We start from the raw sequence: 20948 nt of genomic DNA, 5'->3' as shown, positions 1-20948 counted from the left end.
GGGTAAAATCTCACTCAATCCATTCCTCCCCTATGCTCTAAACCGTCTGCCTTATGCAAAACACCCCACCCCGATGGGCTGATCGACTGCTCGAATGGTTCTGCGCTCCGCATCTGCTGGAGGAGGTGCAGGGCGATTTATATGAGCGATATGTTCGAGATATGAAACGTAACGGCGTGGTAAAAGCTAATCGTCAGTATTGGTTCAATGTGCTACGGTTTATCCGCCCATTTGCTCTAAAGAGACAACCAACGGATTATTCATCACCCCTCCTACTAAGCCCTGCCATGTTACACAACTATCTAAAAATCGCCTTCCGCAATTTTTGGCGACATAAGTCTTTTTCAGCCATTAATAGTTTGGGATTAGCGCTTGGCCTCACCTGTAGTTTACTCATCTTCCTCTGGATTCGGGATGAATTGCGGGTAGACCACTACCATGCCAATGGCCCCCATTTATACCGAATTATGTGGCGGCAATTGTCAGATGGAAAGCGAATGGCAATGCCCGAAACGCCTGGACCTATGTCTCAGGAGATACCGAAAAAGTTTCCGGAGATTGTCCAGGCGGCAGGGTTTTCCAATCGACATGCGCACCTCACATTTACGGTCGGTGACAAGATTAACAAAGAAACGGGTGAATGGGCAGGCGTCAACTGGTTCAACCTGTTTAGTGTGCCGTTGCTGAGTGGTTCACCAGAAACAGCGCTGAAAGCCCCGAATAGTTTAGCGCTTTCCCGGAAATTGGCCGATACGTATTTTGGTAGCCCACAAGCCGCCTTGGGCAAATCGGTTCGGATTGACAATAAAGAGACGTATCAGGTAACGGCTGTTTTTGAGAATTTACCCGAGAATACATCTCAGAAATACGATTTTCTGCTTTCCTGGGATGATTTTTTGAAAAGGGAATCCTGGGCCAGAGAGTGGGGCAACCCAAGTCCGGAAACCTTTCTCCAACTACGTTCGGATACCGACGTAGCGGCCTTCAATGCTAAGATTAAACACTTTCTTCGGAGCTACCTGGGAATCAATACGAAAAACGCCAGCCGGTTTGATGTTGAGTTGTTTCTTCAGCCGTATGAGGACATGTATTTATATGCTCAAACAGACAATGGCGAGATTTCGGGGGGGCGCATCGACTATATACGGTTATTAAGCATAGTAGCTGGTTTTCTGCTACTTATGGCCTGCATCAACTTTATGAATCTTTCGACGGCCCGTTCTGCCAATCGTGCTAAAGAGGTGGGCATTCGTAAAGTAATCGGTGCTGAGCGATCCCGGTTAATCAGTCAGTTTATCGGCGAGGCACTTTTACTGACTTTCGTAGCGGTTATTTTGTCTTTAGTATTGACTAGCCTTCTCCTGCCAGCCTTTAATCAACTGAGTAACAAGCAGGTTGCTCTCCCAATTACTGAGCCGGATTTCTGGTTGGCTTTATTGGTTATTATGTTGTTCACAGGATTTCTGGCGGGTAGTTATCCGGCCTTGTTTTTATCGTCCTTACAACCCGTTCGCATATTGAAAGGAATTATCTCTGCACCAACGAAAAGGTCAGCGAAGGGTCTATTTCGACAAGGATTGGTTGTCGTACAGTTCGTTATCTCGATGTTCATGATCATTGGCACATTTGTCGTCTATCGACAGATAAATTTCATTCAAAACAAGAATCTTGGCTTCGACCGGGAAAACCTGATTTACGTACCTCTGGAAGGCGCTTTATTAACCAGTTATCCAATTCTAAAACAGGAGTTACAGCGCATGCCGGGCATTCAGTACATTGCCCGAATGGATTATCATCCCAGCAGAATAGGCAGCAATACCACCTGGGTCGATTGGCAAGGGAAAGATCCGGCTGTCAACATTGGGTTTGCGCAGGTTTCGACTGGCTATGATCTGGATAAAGCCACGCGCATGAAAGTAATAGCCGGTCGTTATTTTTCGCGCAATTTTCCGACCGATTCATCGGGGTATGTAATCAATGAACAAGCGGCCCGACGTATTGGCTATAAAAATCCAGTCGGACAGCCGCTCACGTTCTGGGGGAAACCGGGCAAAATTATTGGTGTTATCCAGGATTTTCATTTCCAGTCCCTGCACGAACCGCTTAAACCGCTGATTATGTGGTTTGGGGAAGCGAACACGTATGGCAATCTGCTGGTGCGCACGCAACCCGGTCAAACCAAACAGGCGTTAGCTAGTCTTGAGAAAGTTTGCAAAACGTTAAATCCAACGTTTCCTTTTAGCTTTTCCTTCGCTGATCAGGAATACCAGAATATGTACCAAAGCGAGCTGATGGTAAGCACACTGGTAAATTACTTCGCCATACTGGCAATTTTTATTGCCTGCTTAGGGCTGTTTGGCCTCGCTTCGTTCACGGCTGAGCAACGTACTAAAGAGATCGGGGTTCGGAAAGTGCTCGGCGCATCGGTTTTCAGTATCGTTACGTTACTTTCCCGCGACTTTCTGATCGTAGTTCTTATCGCTATTCTGATTGCTTCGCCAATCGCCTGGTGGTTTCTCAATCGCTGGCTACAGAGTTACGCCTACAAAACTGATCTGAACTGGTGGTTATTTGCACTAGCTGGGTTTGCAATGATCGGCATTGCCTTACTAACAGTCAGTTTCCAAAGCATCAAAGCTGCATTGATGAATCCGGTGAAATCACTACGTAGTGAATAGAGTTGTTTCCCGTCATTACGTATCCCATTCGACGTACGTTACGTAGAGACAAGGCATGCCTTGTCTCTACATCCAGATAATCCATACAAACAAATGAAAGATACGACACTAGTTCGCCTGATAGTTTTCCACTGCTTGTTATGCCTGGCAGGCCGACTAATGGCTCAGCAAACTGGTCCAGGTTTCCCGCCAACGGATTCGTTACGTTCGGTAACACTTCCTCCTGAAATTGATCGGGTACTACGTGATTACGAACGCGAATGGGGCGCCGGCAATGCCGAAAAGCTGGTGAGTTTATTTACGCCAGATGGGTTTGTTCTGCAACCTCGACGGCCAGCTATTCGTGGTCAGGCAAACTTAAAAAATGCGTATAGCAATTCAGGCGGGCAGCCGCTGTTCCTTCGTGCACTATCATTTGCACAGGGAGGAGATTTGGGCTACATCATCGGCGCATATCGGGCAAAAGCAGATGGCCCCGATATCGGAAAATTCATTCTTGCCCTTCGTAAAGGTTCCGACGGGCGATGGTTAATTGCCGCCGATATGGATAATTCCGTGCGGTAGAGACAAGGCATGCCTTGTCTCTACATGCCAAACACCACCCTACTGCCCGCCACCGTAGATTTTGCGGAAGTTTTTCACGCTTTCGGCAATCTCGGGGCCGTTGTTTTCCCAGTGGTATTCGTATTCAACCGAAATCGGACCTTTGAACTTCTGGCGCTTCATTTCGGCAATCACTTCTGATACTTTACAATCGCCGGTTCCCCATACTACGTCGTGATACTTACCATCGGGCGTTTCTTTCTTTACGTCCTTAAAGTGCATCCCCAGTACGTGTCCGTTCAGTTTTTTCAGGCATTCGACCGGGTCAAGTCCTGAACGTACCCAGTGGCCGATATCCGAGCAGGAACCGACGTATTTGCTACCGCCAATAGCTGCCAGTACCGTATCAGGGTGCCAGTAGCGCGATGGCTTGGGGTGATTGTGCAATGCTACGTTGATTTTGTATTGATCGGCCAGCTTCCGAACCAGCGGCATTTGTTGTGGAGTCGGCTCGGAGTTGATGTTCAGAATGCCCATATCCTTCGCGAACTCAAACAGCGTTTTCCATTCATCGTCGGTTTTGGGGTTCACAACGCCGTAGGCTACCACTGTCAACCCTTTATCTTTGATTAATTTCTTAACCGCCTGACGGGTAGCGGCATCCATCGAAAAATCCATCTTTCCTTCGACGCCACCACCAATCGTTTGTCCCGGAAAAGCTTCGACGTATTTCAATCCACAACTATCAATTTTCCGCAAGGCATCGGCGAACGAGAATAATCGGAACGAATAAGCCTGTGAACCAAGTTTCCAGCCCGCTTTATCTTCGGGGCCTTTCTGCGCCATCACGGCACTTACACTCGCAACAAGTAAAGCACCGAAGAGCACATATTTTGTCAGATGTTTCATCATCGAAAAAAGATTTATTTCTAACTAAAAGAGCAGACTGAATCGTGTTTACCCATGCTAAACCAAACAGTATTTAGGCGGCCGTGAACGTAACGTAGTGAATACCAAACTCACTGAATACGATACGTAGCGATCTGTTTTCGGCAAATCAAACCTGTTCGGGCTTGTCCCATAGCGTACGTTTCCTGTCCGGTTTCGGACAAAAAGCTACTACTCTATATCGCCAGAAAAGTCATTTCAGCGACTCTAAGCCATATTTTTCATTCTGGCCGATCATTTGATCAGCAAAACTAGAACTAATTAATAGCGATGAAACGAAGCTACTTAGGCGAGTTCGAGGAGATTGTGCTCCTGACTGTGGCTGTAATGGAAGGCCAGGCATACGGCGTAGCGATTACCCACGAAATCATCGAGCAAACGGGACGAGCGGTACGTCTCAACCAGATTCACGCGGCTCTGGATCGGCTGGAGGATAAAGGCATGGTAAAATCCGAAATGGGTGAACCAACAGCCGAACGCGGTGGCCGACGCAAGCGACTGTTTACGGTAACTGCGTATGGACGTAGAACGTTACAGGAAATTCAGGAGGTGCGCGTCAGTTTCTGGGATCGGTTGTTAAGTCCCCTCAAACCGGCGACTAGCTTATAGCATAGATCATGGGGCTATGGGATAAGTCTAAACCGGCACCAACCCCTACCCAATGCTCAAACCCCTCTGCCCTATGCCAACTACCCCACCCCGCCTGGCCGACCAACTGCTACGTCTATTCTGCGCTCCTCATCGACTGGAGGAAGTACAGGGCGATTTGCACGAAGAATTTGCCTATCAGCTACGTCGAGTTGGCGAGCAACGGGCGAAATGGCATTACTGGCGGAACGTAGTAGGATTTCTAAAGCCCCGGACCGGAGGGTCATCTGCGATTAAGCACGAACCAAAACAGTATTCAAATCCATCAAACACAGACATGCTTCGTAATTATTTAAAAATCGCTTTTCGGAATCTGACCAGACATAAAGGTTATTCCGCTATAAACATTGGCGGATTGGCTGTCGGTATGGCGGTTGCGATGCTGATTGGCCTGTGGATATACGACGAACTATCCTACAACACCTACCACCAGCACTACGACCGCATTGCCCAGGTTATGCAACATCAGACGTCTAACGGGCACATCAGTTCACAGAACTCAATTCCAGCTCCGTTGGGCGATGAATTGCGGAATAAGTACGGCAATAACTTTAAACACCTGGCGATGGCCACCTGGCAGGGCGATCGCATTCTGTCATACGGTGATAAAAAGATCACGCGAACAGGCAATTACATGGGCTTCGAAATGCCCGAAATCCTGTCGTTGCACATGCTGAAAGGCAGCCGTAATGGTCTGAAAGAAACCAACACCATTTTACTGTCGGCCTCAACGGCCCAATCACTTTTTGGACAGGACAATCCGATGGGGAAACTCATCAATATTGACGGCAAGGCAGATGTTCGCGTAACGGGGGTTTATGAAGATCTACCCTTCAACACCGAATTTCGCGAGCTTACGTTCATTGCTTCATGGGCGTTGTACGTAGCAACACAGCCCTGGGTAAAACAGGCTCTTGATCAGCGTGTGTGGGACAATAACTCCTTCCAGCTATTTGTCCAGATCGCTGATAATATGGACATGGAAACGGTGAGTTCCCGAATCAAAAATTCCAAATTAAACAACGTACCAGACCACCAGAAGAAATATAAATCGGAGATGTTTCTTCACCCAATGAGCGACTGGCGTCTGCATTCCAATTGGGAAGAGGGCATCCAAACGGGGGGCTATATGCAGTACGTTCGGTTGTTTGCCATTGTGGGCCTATTTGTGCTGCTGCTGGCCTGCATCAATTTCATGAATCTGAGTACGGCACGTAGTGAAAAACGAGCCAAAGAAGTGGGCATACGCAAAGCTGTAGGATCAGTACGCAGCCAGCTAATCAATCAGTTTTTTAGTGAGTCATTTCTGGTAGTTGTCTTTGCGTTTGGCGGTGCTATACTGCTTATACTCGCTCTTTTACCCTGGTTCAACGAGGTGGCCGACAAGCAGATAGCGTTCCCCTGGGCCAATGCCTCATTCTGGCTGGCGAGTTTTAGCTTTATTCTAATTACCGGGTTGCTGGCAGGCAGCTATCCCGCGTTCTATCTCTCTTCGTTCCAGCCAATTAAGGTCTTAAAAGGGACTTTCAAAGTAGGTGGATTGGCGGCTGTTCCGCGCAAAGTGCTGGTGGTGGTTCAATTCACGGTTTCCATTACACTGATTATCGGAACCATTATCGTTTACCGGCAAATTCAGCACACCAAAAATCGGCCCCTTGGCTACGACAACAATGGACTGCTGATGATGCAGATGATGTCGCCCGCGTATTATGGCAAATACGACGTACTAAAAACAGACCTTAAAAATGCGGGGGTTATTCAGGAAATGGCCGAGTCGTCCAGTCCGTTAACGGGCATTTGGTCGAATAATGGTGGCTTCAGCTGGCCCGGTAAAGATCCATCTCTCGACTCTGATTTCGCGACGGTTTGGGTTACCCACGACTTCGGCAAAACGGTTGGCTGGCAATTCAAGGAAGGCCGGGATTTTTCGAGGAAGTTCACAACCGATTCGTCGGCCATTGTGATCAACGAAGCCGCCGTCAAATTCATGGGCCTTGAGCATCCGCTCGGCACAGTCGTCAAATGGGGAGAGGAAAGTGATACCAATAAGCCTGACTATTTTACGATTGTCGGGGTTATCAAGGACGTATTGGCAGAATCGCCTTATGAACCCGTGAAACAGGCAATCTATATCATGGATTATGAGAACGTCAACTGGATAATGCTCAAATTAAATCCAGCCCGGAGTGCCAGTCAGTCCATTGCTACCATCGAATCTATTTTTAAGAAACACGTACCGTCTGCCCCATTCGATTATAAGTTTGCCGACGAAGAATTCGGTAAAAAGTTTGCGTCAGAGGAACGTATCGGTAAACTGGCTGGCAGCTTTGCCATACTGGCTATTTTGATTTCCTGCCTGGGCTTATTTGGGCTGTCGTCGTTTGTGGCCGAACAACGTACCAAAGAAATCGGTGTTCGCAAAGTGCTGGGTGCATCGGTCTTAAATCTGTGGAGTTTGCTGTCGAAAGACTTTGTGGTGCTGGTGATTATCGCCTGTCTGATTGCGTCGCCCATTGCCTACTATTATCTGAGCGATTGGCTGAAGGACTACGATTATCGAACCGAACTATCGTGGTGGGTATTCGCGGGTTCTGCCGTTGGTGCTCTGCTCATTACGTTGCTAACCGTCAGTTTCCAAACCATAAAAGCCGCGCTGGTCAATCCCGTGAAATCACTACGTAGTGAATGATACGTTCTACGCCGGATGGTTTATTGCTGGCGCATGTAGAGACAAGGCATGCCTTATCTCTACAAATCCCGATCCAAATCAAACCCTATGCAACCACCCAAAATCGCCGACCGTCTGCTACGTCTCTTTCTATCGTCTGAAAGACTGGAAGAGGTGATGGGCGATTTGCATGAAGAGTTCGCGTATCAGGTGCGACGTAACGGCCAACGGCAGGCGCACTGGCGTTACTGGTGGGACGTAGTGGGATTCATTAAGCCAACATTTTTGAGTAAACGACAAAAAGAACAGTATTCAACAAACCCTATTATGTTACGTAATTATTTCAGAACAGCCTGGCGGAACCTTGTGAACAGCAAAGGGTATTCTGCCATCAATATTGGTGGATTATCGGTTGGAATGGCCGTGGCGATGCTAATTGGTTTGTGGGTGTATGACGAATTATCGTACAACACGTACCATAAAAACCACGATCAGGTTGTACAGGTCGTGGAAAACCAGACGCTGGAACAGGGTATTAGTACCTCCAGGTCACTGCCAATGCCGATGAGTCATGAACTCCGGACCAAGTATGCAAGTGATTTTAAATCGGTAGTGGCTTCGTCCGAATTCGACCAGATTCTAGCCTACGACGACAAGAAACTCACAAGGTTCGGAAGCTTCACCGAAGCCGATTTTCCGGAAATGATGACCCTGTCCATGCTTCGGGGAACCCGGCAGGGTCTACAGAATTCAAACACCGTTCTGCTCGCCGAGTCAACAGCGAAAGCGCTCTTTGGCGACGTTGACCCACTTCGAAAAACCATTAAGATTGGGAATCGATATACCGTTCAGGTAGCAGGCGTTTTCGAGGATTTGCCGCATAATACTACGTTTAAAGACCTGGCGTTTATCGCACCAATCGGTTTACTTTTCGAATCGGGGCAGGGCATGGATAACTGGCGAAGCAGCTCGTTCGCCATTATCGCCCAACTACACCCAAATCGGGATTTTAAGGACGTATCAACGAAAATCAAAGACGTCTTTCACAATCACATACCAAAGGATAAAACGCAGTCGGAGCTTTTTCTGCACCCAATGAACGACTGGTATCTGCGCTCCGAGTTCAAAAACGGTACTAACGCGGGTGGACGTATTGAGTTTGTGTGGTTGTTTAGCTGCATTGGCGTTTTTGTGTTGCTGCTGGCTTGCATCAATTTCATGAATCTGAGCACGGCCCGCTCGCAAAAACGGGCTAAAGAGGTGGGCATTCGAAAAGCGATTGGATCGTTACGTAGTCAGATAATTGGTCAGTTTTTTAGCGAATCGTTTCTGGTTGTAGGGCTATCGTTTTTGCTGGCGCTGGGTCTGGTGCAACTAACGCTACCCTTCTTTAACGACGTAGCAGACAAAACCACCGCCATTTTATGGAACGACCCGCGTTTCTGGCTGATCTGCCTCGGCTTTATCGGCTTAACAGGTTTTGTAGCAGGCAGTTATCCGGCTTTGTTCCTATCGTCGTTTCAGCCGATTAAAGTGCTCAAAGGCACGTTTGTCCTGGGACGACTGGCGTCCATTCCGCGCAAAGTTCTGGTGGTGGTGCAGTTCACCGTATCGGTTACGCTGATTATCGGCACGATCATCGTGTTCCGCCAAATCCAGTTTGCCAAAAATCGACCCGTAGGTTATAGCCGCGAAGGGCTAATCAACATTACGATGAATACGCCTGAAATTCAGGGGCGGTACGATGCGATTCGGAATGAATTGATGGCTACCGGCGTCGTGGCCGACATGGCTGAATCGTCGAGTCCAATGACCAATATCTGGTCGGGGGCGAATAATCTGGAGTGGCGGGGCAAAGACCCCAACCGAACCGCTGCCTTTGGTACGATTTCGATTACGCCTGAATTCGGCAACGTAGTGGGATGGAAAATAAAGGAAGGGCGACAATTCTCAAGGCAGTTTACCAGCGATTCAGCCACATTTATGTTCAACGAAGCTGCCATTAAACTGATGGGACTCAAGAAACCAATTGGCGAAACCATCCGCTGGCACGAAAAAAACTGGAAGATCATCGGTGTTATCAAAGATATGGTCATGACATCGCCCTTCGAACCTGCCAGACCTACCGTGTTCATGATGAACACCAATGAACGACCCTTAAACGTCATTCATATCAAACTGAATCCTGCGCTAAGTGCTCAAATGGCCTTAAGCAAACTGGAAACCGTTTTCAAACGAATCAATCCAGCGGCTCCATTTGAATACAAATTTGCCGACCAGGAATACGCCAAGAAGTTTGCCGCCGAGGAACGTATCGGTCGACTGGCGAGCTTCTTTGCCATCCTGACCATTTTCATTAGTTGCTTGGGTATCTTCGGATTAGCCTCGTTTGTGGCCGAACAACGTACCAAAGAAATCGGCGTTCGGAAAGTATTAGGCGCTTCAGTTTTCAATCTGTGGAGTTTATTATCCCGCGATTTCATCATTCTGGTACTCATTGCCTGCTTCGTTGCCAGCCCAATTGCCTATTACTACCTGAATAACTGGCTTCAACATTACGAGTATCGAACTGAAATCGCGTGGTGGATTTTTGCCGCGTCTGGCATCGGAGCCTTAGCCATTACGTTACTGACAGTCAGTTTCCAAAGTATCAAAGCCGCCCTGGTCAATCCGGTGAAATCGTTACGTAGTGAATAACCCACGTAGAGACAAGGCATGCCTTGTCTCTACAAACGAAAAACCATGAACCCACCCCGCCTGGCCGACCGACTGTTACGTCTGTTCTGCGCTTCCGACCGACTGGAGGAAGTGCAGGGCGATTTGCACGAGGAATTTACGTATCAGCTGCGACGTATCGGCCAACGGCGGGCGCGCTGGCGTTACTGGTGGGACGTAGTGGGGTTTATTAGTCCATTCGCGATCAGAAGAGAAACTAAGGCGTATTCAATACCTAATTCCATTCACCCAATGATGATTCGAAATTATCTCAAAATCGCGTTTCGTAGTCTGGCGAAAAATAAGGTGTATTCCTTCATTAACATCGGCGGATTGGCCGTGGGCATGGCGGTTGCCCTGCTGATTGGCTTATGGGTGTATGATGAGTTGACATTCAATGCGTATCACAAAAACCACGACCGAATTGCCCGGGTCGTACACCAACGTACCGTCAACGGCGAAATTCTGACCACACAGGGCATTCCGATTCCGGTGGCGAAAGTGTTGCAAAATGAGTACGGTACCGACTTCAGACACGTAACACTTTCGTCCTGGAACACCCGCCATATGCTGACTTTTGGTGATACTAAGTTTACCAAAATGGGGGCCTTCATGACACCTGACGCTCCTGAACTTCTGTCGTTAAAAATGATCAAAGGGTCGCCGTCAGGATTGCAGCAGTCGTCATCCATTTTACTGTCTGAATCAGTAGCGAAAGCGCTTTTCGGCTCGACCGATCCGCTGGACAAGTTGATCAAAATCGACAACAATCTGGACGTTAAAGTAACGGGTATTTATGAGGATATACCCTACAACTCCGAATTTCAGGATCTTCGATTTATTGCCCCCTGGGATCTATACGTAGCATCGACCGATTGGGTGAAAAAGGCAAACGACGAAAACGAATGGGGGCAAAACTCGTTTCAACTGTTCGTTCAACTCGCCGAAAACGTCAATCCAGCCGCAGTTTCTGAAAAAATCCGGCTTATCAAGCAACAGAAAGGCGGTGCAGATGAGGTAAAATTCCAGCCAGAAATACACTTGTATCCAATGAACCGGTGGCACTTACACACCGATTGGGTCAACGGCGAGAACGAGGGCGGACGTATTGAATTTGTATGGTTATTCAGCTGCACAGGATTGTTTGTGCTGCTACTGGCCTGCATCAATTTCATGAATCTGAGTACGGCACGTAGTGAAAAACGAGCCAAAGAAGTGGGTATCCGCAAAGCCATCGGTTCGCTACGTCGACAGTTGATCAGCCAGTTTCTGAGCGAATCGTTTCTGGTCGTTGGGTTGTCTTTTGTCCTCGCTCTGCTGATGGCGCAGCTTACGATGCCCTTCTTTAATGACGTTGCCGATAAGCAAATGACGATGCCCTGGCTCAGTCCCTTTTTCTGGCTGGCCGGATTAAGCTTCTGCCTGATAACCGGCTTATTGACTGGTAGTTACCCCGCTTTTTACCTGTCGTCCTTCCAACCCATCAAAGTACTAAAAGGAACAATTTCCGGGCTTCGTTTTGGACGGATGGCGGGACTTCCCCGAAAAGTTCTGGTCGTGATGCAGTTTACCGTTTCGATTACGCTGATTGTCGGAACAGTCGTCGTATACCGGCAAATTCTCCACGCAAAAAACCGGCCGATAGGCTACAACCGCGAAGGGTTGGTGATGATGCACATGAGTACGCCCGACATTCATGACCATTTTGATGCCGTTCGGGATGAGCTGACCAAATCAGGAACGGTGCTGGCCCTTGCCGAATCAATGAGTCCAGCTACCGATGTATGGTCGAACAATACGGGTTTCAACTGGAAGGGAAAAGACCCCGCCTTGCAAACCGACTTTGCAACCATTGGCGTATCGCATGATTTTGGCAGAACGGTTGGCTGGAAATTTACCGACGGGCGAGACTTTTCCAGAGCCATTCAGACGGATTCCTCCGGGTTCGTTCTGAATGAAGCAGCCGTCAAATTTATGGGTTTAAAACGTCCGGTTGGACAGATCGTTCAGTGGGGCGACCGCAGTTTCAAGGTCATTGGTGTCGTGAAAGACATGCTGATGTCGTCGCCCTACGACCCCGTTAAGCAGACCATTTATTTTATTCCCAGACGAGCAGCCAATTTCGTCACCATCCGCATTAATCCGGCTTCCAGCGCCAACGAAGCGTTACAACGTATTGAAGTTGTTTTTAAGAAATACAATCCATCGTCGCCGTTCAACTACGACTTTGTCGATACTGAATATGCGCTGAAGTTTGCCGCCGAAGAACGTATCGGCAAGCTGGCTTCGGTCTTTGCTACGTTGGCCATTTTCATTTCCTGCCTGGGCTTGTTTGGGCTGGCGTCGTTTATTGCCGAGCAACGTACCAAAGAGATTGGGGTACGAAAAGTATTGGGAGCTTCAGTCCTGAATCTGTGGGGGTTAGTCTCAAAAGATTTTGTCGTATTAGTCATTATCGCCTTCGGAATCGCTACGCCCATCGCGTATAACTTCCTGAACAAATGGCTCCAGAAATACGAGTATCGAACCGACATATCGTGGTGGATTTTTGCCGCTACAGGTGCAGGTGCCCTATTCATTACGTTACTGACAGTCAGTTTCCAAAGTATCAAAGCCGCCCTGGTCAATCCGGTGAAATCGTTACGTAGTGAATAACCCACGTAGAGACAAGGCATGCCTTGTCTCTACAAACGAAAAACCATGAACCCACCCCGCCTGGCCGACCGACTGTTACGTCTGTTCTGCGCTTCCGACCGACTGGAGGAAGTGCAGGGCGATTTGCACGAGGAATTTACGTATCAGCTGCGACGTATCGGCCAACGGCGGGCGCGCTGGCGTTACTGGTGGGACGTAGTGGGGTTTCTGAAACCAACTTTTTTGAGTAAACGACAATCTGATACGTATTCAACAACCTACTTAATGAGTTCAATTATGATACGTAATTATTTTAGAACAGCCTGGCGAAATCTGGTTAAAAACCGGTTCTATTCACTTATCAACATTACAGGACTAACCGCCGGACTGGCTGTCGGTATGCTGATTTTACTTTGGGTCCAGGATGAACTTAGCTTCGACCGTTTTCACCAGCAATCGGCCAATATGTACCGACTCGAAAACTGGGCCGGAACGGGTAGTAGTCGGCAAATCTGGACATCGACTGTAGCGCCCATCGCCGAAATGGGCAAAAAAGAACTGCCGGAAATTAAAGAGGCCGTTCGGTTATCGTATAACTATATATACACCTTGTTTAAATACAAGGATAAAACGGTCAATGAAGAAAATACAACCTTCGCTGATCCGACGCTGTTTTCCATGTTCGATTTCCCATTGATTCAGGGGAATCCAGTGAATCCATTCCCGGATAATCATTCGATTATATTGACGGAAAGCACGGCGAAACGGTATTTTGGAAATGACAATCCAATTGGCAAAGTACTGACAACTACTGACAATAACTCGTTCAAAGTCAGTGGCATAATTCGGGATTTCCCAAAAAATTCGAGTATCCAGCGCGACATGGTGCTGCCAATTTCGCTGATGTTTGACACTATGTATCGCGAACGAACGGATGGTCGTGATCAAAGGAATGACTTCCATAATTTCAACTACGATACGTATTATGTATTACAACCGGATGCTTCGATCGATCAACTGACCGATAAACTACGAAACATTCACCTACGTAACAAACCCGACGATACCGACCTGACGTATCTGCTCCAACCTCTGGCAGATATGCACTTATACCGGGCCGATGGCAGTAATGGCGGTATCGAAACGGTACGTATGTTTTCGATTATTGCGCTGCTGATTCTGGTGATTGCCTGCATCAACTACGTCAATCTTTCCACGGCCCGCTCTCTGCTACGTTCCAAAGAGGTGAGTATGCGGAAAATTGTGGGAGCGGCTAAGAGTCAGTTATTTATGCAGTTTCTGATCGAGACGGCCCTGCTGTTTGCGCTGGCTACTATACTGGCATTCGGGCTAATGTATGCGCTACTACCCGCTTACAATCAGCTATCGGGAAAAGAACTGGTGCTGGATTTCTCAGACTATCGGCTCTGGCGGCTTATTGGGCTAACGATTGTCGGTACGCTGGCAGCGTCGAGCATTTATCCTGCTTTGCTTCTCTCGTCTTTTGAACCGTTGAAAGCCCTGAAAGGAAAAGTATCGCCCCGGCTGAGCGAAGCTACGTTCCGAAGAGTGCTGGTCGTAACCCAGTTTGCGGTATCGGTGATCCTGATTGCCAGTACGTTGATTATCAGCAATCAGTTGAAGTACATCCAGTCGAAAGAACTTGGTTACGACAAAACGCATGTGTTCGGCTTTTTCATGCGGGATGAGATGAGTCAGCATTACGACGCCGTAAAAGCCGATTTACTGAATCAGCCCGGCATAGCGGCTGTTGCCCGGGCCAGCAGCAATATCGTTCAGATTGGCGCACAAACCGGCGATAACGAATGGGATGGCAAGGAAAAAGGCGAAACCATGTTTATACGGCCCGTTGCCATCGACAAATATTTTATTCCATTTTTTAAAATACAGCTATTGCGGGGCGTTAATTTCACGGATTCACCGGCTGATTCACTGCATTTTATTCTGAACGAAACCGCTGTTAAACGGGCTCGCATCAACGACCCAATTGGCAAATCGTTCCGACTGTGGAAAGACAAAGGCACCATTGTCGGCGTAGTGAAAGACTTCCATTTTGAGTCGATGCGCCAGAAAATTGAACCGGCCATTTTCTACTATAGACCCAGCCAGATGCGGGCGCTGTACGTCAAAACGACTGGCCAAAATGCACAGGAAGCTATTGCCGCAGCGCAGCGTGCCTACAAGCGATACAACCCAGACTTCCCATTTGATTACGCGTTCCTGGACGATTCCTTTAATCGACTCTATAAGTCGGAACAGCAAACGGGGCTGCTGTTCAATGTGTTTGCGGGAATAGCCATTCTTATTTCTGCTTTAGGTCTATTCGGACTTGCTACGTATACGGCGCAGGTACGTACTCGTGAGATCGGCGTCCGTAAAGTATTGGGAGCCAGCGTATCGAGCATCATTCAGATGCTGGCGAAAGATTTTATCAAACTGGTACTCATCGCCATTCTGATAGCTACGCCCATTGCCTGGTATGCCATGAGCCAGTGGTTACAGGATTTCGCCTATAAGATTGACGTTCAATGGTGGGTCTTTGTGCTAGCGGGTTTCTTAGCCCTTGCCATCGCCCTGCTGACGGTCAGTTTCCAAAGCATAAAAGCCGCCTTGATGAATCCAGTTAAATCACTACGTTCAGAATGATTATGTAGAGACAGGGCATGACCTGTCTCATGATCGGATGGTTTGTTGCTAACGCACAGGAGACAAGGCATGCCTTGTCTCTACAAACAAACGAAACCCCATGCCACCTACCCCACCCCGCCTGGCCGACCGACTACTACGTCTGTTCTTCGCTTCTGACCGATTGGAGGAAGTGCAGGGCGACTTGCACGAAGAGTTCGCTTATCAGGCACGACGTCTCGGCCAACGGTGGGCGCGCTGGCGCTACTGGTGGGACGTAGTGAGTTTCCTCAAACCAACATTTTTAAGAAAACGACAAGCAAATACGTATTCAACATCATCTCAAATAAGCACACTTATGCTACGTAACTATATCAAAATTGCGCTTCGTTCGCTCTGGCGCAGCAAGGGCTATGCCGCCATCAATGTGTTTGGCCTTTCGGTGGCTTTTTGCGTCTGTACGTTTTTATTTCAGATGGTGTATCGCCAACTCACCTTCGATTCCTTCCATGAGGATGGCGACCGCATTTTTCAGGTATATCGCTTCATCAATAACCCAGACAAAGCCAGTCGTACGGGTGGAATGCCGTTGCCGTTGACGCCTGCCTTAAAGAACGAATACCCGGAAGTGGAAGCCGCAACCCGATTTCTGGAGAGTAGCAGTCTGTTTGACTATAAAGGGAAGTTCGTCGAAAAAAATGTGAAGTATGTCGACGCTGATTTTCTAAAGGTGTTTTCGTTTCCTATGCTCAAGGGAAACCGATCACTGGCGCTACGTGATCTGAGTAGTCTGGTTATCAACGAAAGTACGGCCAAAGCTGTTTTTGGCACTGAAGACCCGATTGGCAAAACGCTACGTCTGGGAAGCGTTGGCAATCAGAAGGAATACATCGTAACGGGCGTGTTAGCCGATTCGCCCGACAATTCATCGCTTCAGTACCATTCACTGGTTCGGATCGAAAATGCACCTGGGTATCAGAATTCTAAAAATCAATGGGACGCCTATAACCACACGGTTTATGTAAAGCTGGCGCCAAACGCAACGCAGGCTGCCCTTGAAAACCGACTAAAGCCCTTTGCACAGAAATACTTTTCGGACGATCTGGAGAAACTAAAAAAACAGGGGGGCAAGCCCGATGAGCGGGGTGACCTGGTTGCTATTCGGTTTCAAAAACTCGCTAATGTTCACTTCGACAGGGAAATTGCCAACTCTGGCGCACCCATTGCCCTAGTATATGCCTTATTAGGGATGGCGGTTTTTATCTTACTGATTGCCAGTATCAATTTTATAAACCTCAGCATTGCCCGATCCTTTACCCGTGCCCGGGAGGTTGGTGTTCGGAAATCATTAGGGGCGTTGAAAAAACAGTTGTTTACCCAGATTTGGGGCGAATCGGCGCTGCTTTGTCTGGCGGGCTTTGTTATCGGTACGCTCCTTGCTTTTCTACTCGTGCCGGCCTTCAACGCCTATTTCAATGCGAAAATTATTATGGATTATCTCCTTCAGCCGGGAGCCATTGCGGGTATTTTAGGTATGTTTCTGCTGGTAACGCTAGTCGCCGGAGGTTATCCAAGCTGGCAAATGACCAAAGTCAATACCGTAGAAGTCTTAAAAGGCAAGATTACCGTAAAACGACCGGGATTTCTTCGCAACTCACTGATCGTGACGCAATTTACTATTTCCTGCCTGCTTACCTGCTGCACGATCTTCGCCATTCAGCAGGTCGATTATTTGCGGACAAGGCCGCTGGGTTTTGAGAAAGAACAGGTGATCAGTATTCCAGTGGGCAACAAATACAGCGGTCGGCAATTGGTACAGCGTCTACGTAACAAACTCAGGAATGATCCATCTGTACTGGCCATTTCGGGTTCCGGAGTAAACCTGGGTCGGGGTAAAGATGGCTCTACGTCGAGGGGTATTCTCAGTTTTACGCATAAGGAAAAAGAAATTGCGTCCGACTGGCTATTGGTTGACTATGACTATCTAAAAACGCTGAATATCAAACTATTAGCTGGACGTGATTTTAGCCCTGCCTTCCCATCTGATTCATTGGACCGGGTTGTCATTACGGAAACAATGGCCAAACAACTTGGCGAAAAAAATCCCGTCGGTACGTTTTTCCAAACTGATACAGCCGGAGCAAAAATCCAGATCATTGGCTTAATACCTGATTATCATCTGTATTCCCTTCAGCAGAAGCCGAAGGCTATTACAATGCACATTTCTAGTAGGGAGGAAATCAGCTACATTTTCGTTCGGGTTACTCCGCAGAGCCTAAACAGCTCAATGGAAAAGCTGAAACATCTCTGGACCGAAATAGCACCGGGAGCCGAATTTACAGGCACGTTTGTTGACGAAAATATCGATGCCTTATACCGGAACGAGGAGTCGATGGCAATGATTTTCAGTTTTGCATCTGGCATTGCGATTCTGCTATCGTGCCTGGGTTTATTTGCAGTAGCACTCATGGCCATTGAGCAACGTACCAAAGAAATTGGGGTTCGTAAGGTGCTGGGAGCCAGTATCCCCGGTATCATCCTGTTACTCTCCCGCGATTTTGTAAAACTGGTAGTTGCTGCCCTGGTAATTGCGGTACCCTTAACCTGGTTCTTAATGAATCAATGGCTAGCCGAATATCCCTATCGCATCGAGTTGAGTCTCTGGGTTTTTGGATTGGTAGGCGCTGGGGCCATCGTCGTCGCACTGGCCACGATCAGTTTCCACAGCATCAAAGCCGCGTTGATGAATCCGGTGAAATCGTTACGTAGTGAATAGCAACGGGCATGGGGTTGGGGGCATAGGATAAAACCTGCACCAACCCAAACCCTTTGCCCAAAACCCCTCTGCCCCATGCCACCTACCCCACCCCGCCTGGCCGACCGTCTGCTACGTCTGTTCTGTGTTCCTCACCTGCACGAGGAGGTGCTGGGCGATTTGCATGAAGAATTTGCCTGGCAGGCACGTCGGGTGGGCAAACAACGGGCGCGCTGGCGCTACTGGTGGGACGTAGTGGGCTTCATAAAGCCAACTTTTTCAAATAAACAGCAAATCGATTCGTATTCAAAAACCACTTTTCTTAATCTGACCATGTTCCGAAACTATGTTGCCATCGCCCTGCGCCAACTCTGGAAAAATCAGTTGTTCAGTGGATTGAATATCACTGGTTTAACCGTAGGTCTGGCTGTTAGTACGTTCATTGCGCTCTACGTCTGGCATGAGTTCCACTACGACCGTTTCCAACCCTTCGCTGATCGAACGTATCGGATTCTGACGATCGTCAAGTTTGGTGGTGAAGATGTTACGTTCACCGGCCTTCATGAATCGTATGGGCGCGAAATAAAACGCCAGATACCTGATGTTGAGGAAGTTGTTCGTATCGCGAGTGGAGAAGCCATCATTCAGTCGGATCCGAATCATCGGTTCAAAGAAGAGCAGATTGGCTTTGCCGATGCCCCTACGCTAGCAGTTCTGGGGCTTCGGGTACGCTACGGAAATGCCGCCACGGCGCTCAACGAACCAGGACGTATTGTGCTAACACGCCCGTTAAGTGAGAAATATTTTGGCGATCAGAATCCCGTAGGTAAAACGATAACGTATGACAAACATTTTCCACTTACAGTTTCGGCGGTATTGGACGATTTGCCTACCAATTCCATTATTCAGTTTAAGGCGCTGGTTTCGTTGAGTTCCATGCCTGCCCTTGGCCCTAATCAGCGGGAAGTGTACAAAGGCGGTGGATTTCTGACCACCTTCGTGGTGCTACGTCCGGGAGCGAACGTAGCGGCTGTAGAGAAAAAATTGGATAAAGTAAAAGCCGATGTACAGTTTGCCGATATTACAGGAAAATACTTCCTTGAAGCGTTACCCTCGTTGCATTTAGACAGCCGTAGCGATTCGAAAACCACCCGGCAATCGCTCTATATTTTACTGTCAATTGCTCTGGTTATTCTGGCACTGGCCGTTATCAACTACGTTAGCCTGACCACCGCCCGCGCCACCAAACGAGCCAAAGAAGTAGGCATCCGCAAAGCCATCGGCGGACAACGGGGAGAACTGATCGGGCAGTTTTTTCTGGAATCGTTTCTGACCACTACGTTGGCGTTTGCGTTCTCGCTGGCTTTACTCCAGATGCTGTTTCCCTGGGCAAACCATTCGCTCGACCTGCACATGGACAATCGCGTACTGTCGCAAGGACCGTACTGGGGGCTTATGATCTCGTTATGGTTCAGTTGTTCGTTGCTGGCAGGAGCTTATCCGGCATTGATGCTATCGGGATTCCGGCCTGCGCTGGTGCTTAAAGGGGTCACCAATCTGCGGTATAGCGGAGCTGGCTTACGACAGATTTTCACTACCGTTCAGTTCACGGTCTGCATTGGCTTATTGATTTGCAGTGTCGTGCTTTATACCCAAATGCGCCTTCTCCGCACGCAGAATCTGGGAATTAATCGGGCACAAGTCGTAGCGATGTTTGTCGACCCAGAAATGACTTCCCAATTTCCAGGATTACGTGATGAGGTACGAAAATGGGCAGGAAGCGAGAACGTAGCATTTTCTAACGTAGCGTTGTTTACCGATCACTGCCCCACGATGTTCGTGAAAACGGAAACGAATAAGAAACAACTCATGGTGAACTTCTTGTCCGTCGACAAACCATTTTTCGATATGATGGGTGTACGCTGGCAGCACCGTCCGGTTGGCTGGAATGAAGGCCCGATCACGAAAGAATTACGGATTTACAATCAGACGCTGATTCAGGAGGCTGGTATTAAAGGCAATCCGTTACTGCAACCGGCTCCGTTAAAAGACCAGCCCGCCGACGGTATAGCAGTAGATTTTCATGTACGAAGTCTGCATGGTGCCGTTTCACCTATGAAGGTAACCGTAGTCAATGATACCAGCCGCTCCGCGCTGGAACATGGCGGTTATATTCTCGTCCGGCTAAAGCCACAAACGAACGTACCGGAAGCGCTGGCCCAACTCAAAACACTGTATGACGCTACTCGTCCGGCGGCTCCTTTCGACTACTATTTTCTGGACGAGGCTTATGACAAACTCTACGCCAAAGAAGAGCGGCTGGCTCGCTTGTTCAATGGATTTACGGCGCTTACGTTGCTGGTAGCCTGTCTGGGTTTACTGGGGCTGATGACATTCTCTATTGAAGTTCGGACGAAAGAAATCGGCATCCGAAAAGTGCTGGGCGCATCCGTAGGAAGTATCGTTACGTTACTCTCCAAAGATTTTCTGAAACTAGTTGTGCTGGCCATTTTGATTGCTTCGCCGATTGCGTGGTGGGCCATGAACAACTGGCTTCAGACGTTTGCCTACAAAATCGACATTAGCTGGTGGGTATTCGCGCTGGCCGGTGGTTTGGTCGTTGCCATCGCCTTGTTAACGGTCAGTTTCCAGAGTGTCAAAGCTGCGCTGATGAATCCGGTGAAATCGTTACGTAGTGAATAATACCATTCTA

Annotated in this window: 10 protein-coding genes; 9 read left to right on the top strand and 1 reads right to left on the bottom strand. The window is 48.3% G+C overall.

Annotated features, from left to right (window positions below):
• Positions 1-53: 53 nt before the first annotated feature.
• Positions 54-2678, top strand: a complete 2625-nt coding sequence (locus IC229_RS17020) for an ABC transporter permease (RefSeq protein ID WP_223834044.1) — start codon at positions 54-56, stop codon at positions 2676-2678.
• Between the two features lie 93 nt (positions 2679-2771).
• The gene (locus IC229_RS17015; protein WP_223834043.1) at positions 2772-3242 is read left to right on the top strand and encodes a YybH family protein; all 471 of its coding nucleotides are present in this window, start codon (positions 2772-2774) and stop codon (positions 3240-3242) included.
• Positions 3243-3281: 39 nt separating this feature from the next.
• Here the strand turns inward: IC229_RS17015 and IC229_RS17010 are convergent, their stop codons facing one another.
• A complete protein-coding gene (locus IC229_RS17010; protein WP_223834042.1) occupies positions 3282-4133 on the bottom strand; it encodes a sugar phosphate isomerase/epimerase family protein in 852 nt (283 codons plus the stop codon).
• Positions 4134-4439: 306 nt separating this feature from the next.
• Between IC229_RS17010 and IC229_RS17005 the strand changes: the two genes are divergently transcribed.
• The 7 genes from IC229_RS17005 (at position 4440) to IC229_RS16975 (ending at position 20938) form a co-directional block, all read left to right on the top strand.
• Positions 4440-4778: a PadR family transcriptional regulator gene (locus IC229_RS17005; RefSeq protein WP_190888203.1), complete on the top strand. Its 339-nt coding sequence runs from the start codon at positions 4440-4442 to the stop codon at positions 4776-4778.
• A 73-nt stretch (positions 4779-4851) separates the two neighbouring features.
• On the top strand, positions 4852-7506 hold the full coding sequence (locus IC229_RS17000; RefSeq protein ID WP_190888202.1) for an ABC transporter permease: 2655 nt from the start codon (positions 4852-4854) through the stop codon (positions 7504-7506).
• A gap of 87 nt (positions 7507-7593) precedes the next feature.
• On the top strand, positions 7594-10182 hold the full coding sequence (locus tag IC229_RS16995; RefSeq protein WP_190888201.1) for an ABC transporter permease: 2589 nt from the start codon (positions 7594-7596) through the stop codon (positions 10180-10182).
• Between the two features lie 45 nt (positions 10183-10227).
• On the top strand, positions 10228-12855 hold the full coding sequence (locus tag IC229_RS16990) for an ABC transporter permease (protein ID WP_190888200.1): 2628 nt from the start codon (positions 10228-10230) through the stop codon (positions 12853-12855).
• Between the two features lie 45 nt (positions 12856-12900).
• The gene (locus tag IC229_RS16985; protein WP_223834041.1) at positions 12901-15501 is read left to right on the top strand and encodes an ABC transporter permease; all 2601 of its coding nucleotides are present in this window, start codon (positions 12901-12903) and stop codon (positions 15499-15501) included.
• Between the two features lie 100 nt (positions 15502-15601).
• On the top strand, positions 15602-18256 hold the full coding sequence (locus tag IC229_RS16980) for an ABC transporter permease (protein ID WP_223834040.1): 2655 nt from the start codon (positions 15602-15604) through the stop codon (positions 18254-18256).
• 75 nt (positions 18257-18331) lie between these two features.
• Positions 18332-20938, top strand: coding sequence for a permease prefix domain 2-containing transporter (locus tag IC229_RS16975; protein WP_190888199.1), 2607 nt, complete (start codon positions 18332-18334; stop codon positions 20936-20938).
• The last annotated feature ends 10 nt before the right edge of the window (positions 20939-20948 follow it).

The organism is Spirosoma profusum, from assembly GCF_014699005.1.
Taxonomy (GTDB): domain Bacteria; phylum Bacteroidota; class Bacteroidia; order Cytophagales; family Spirosomataceae; genus Spirosoma; species Spirosoma profusum.
This window is presented reverse-complemented; position numbering and strand designations above follow the sequence as displayed.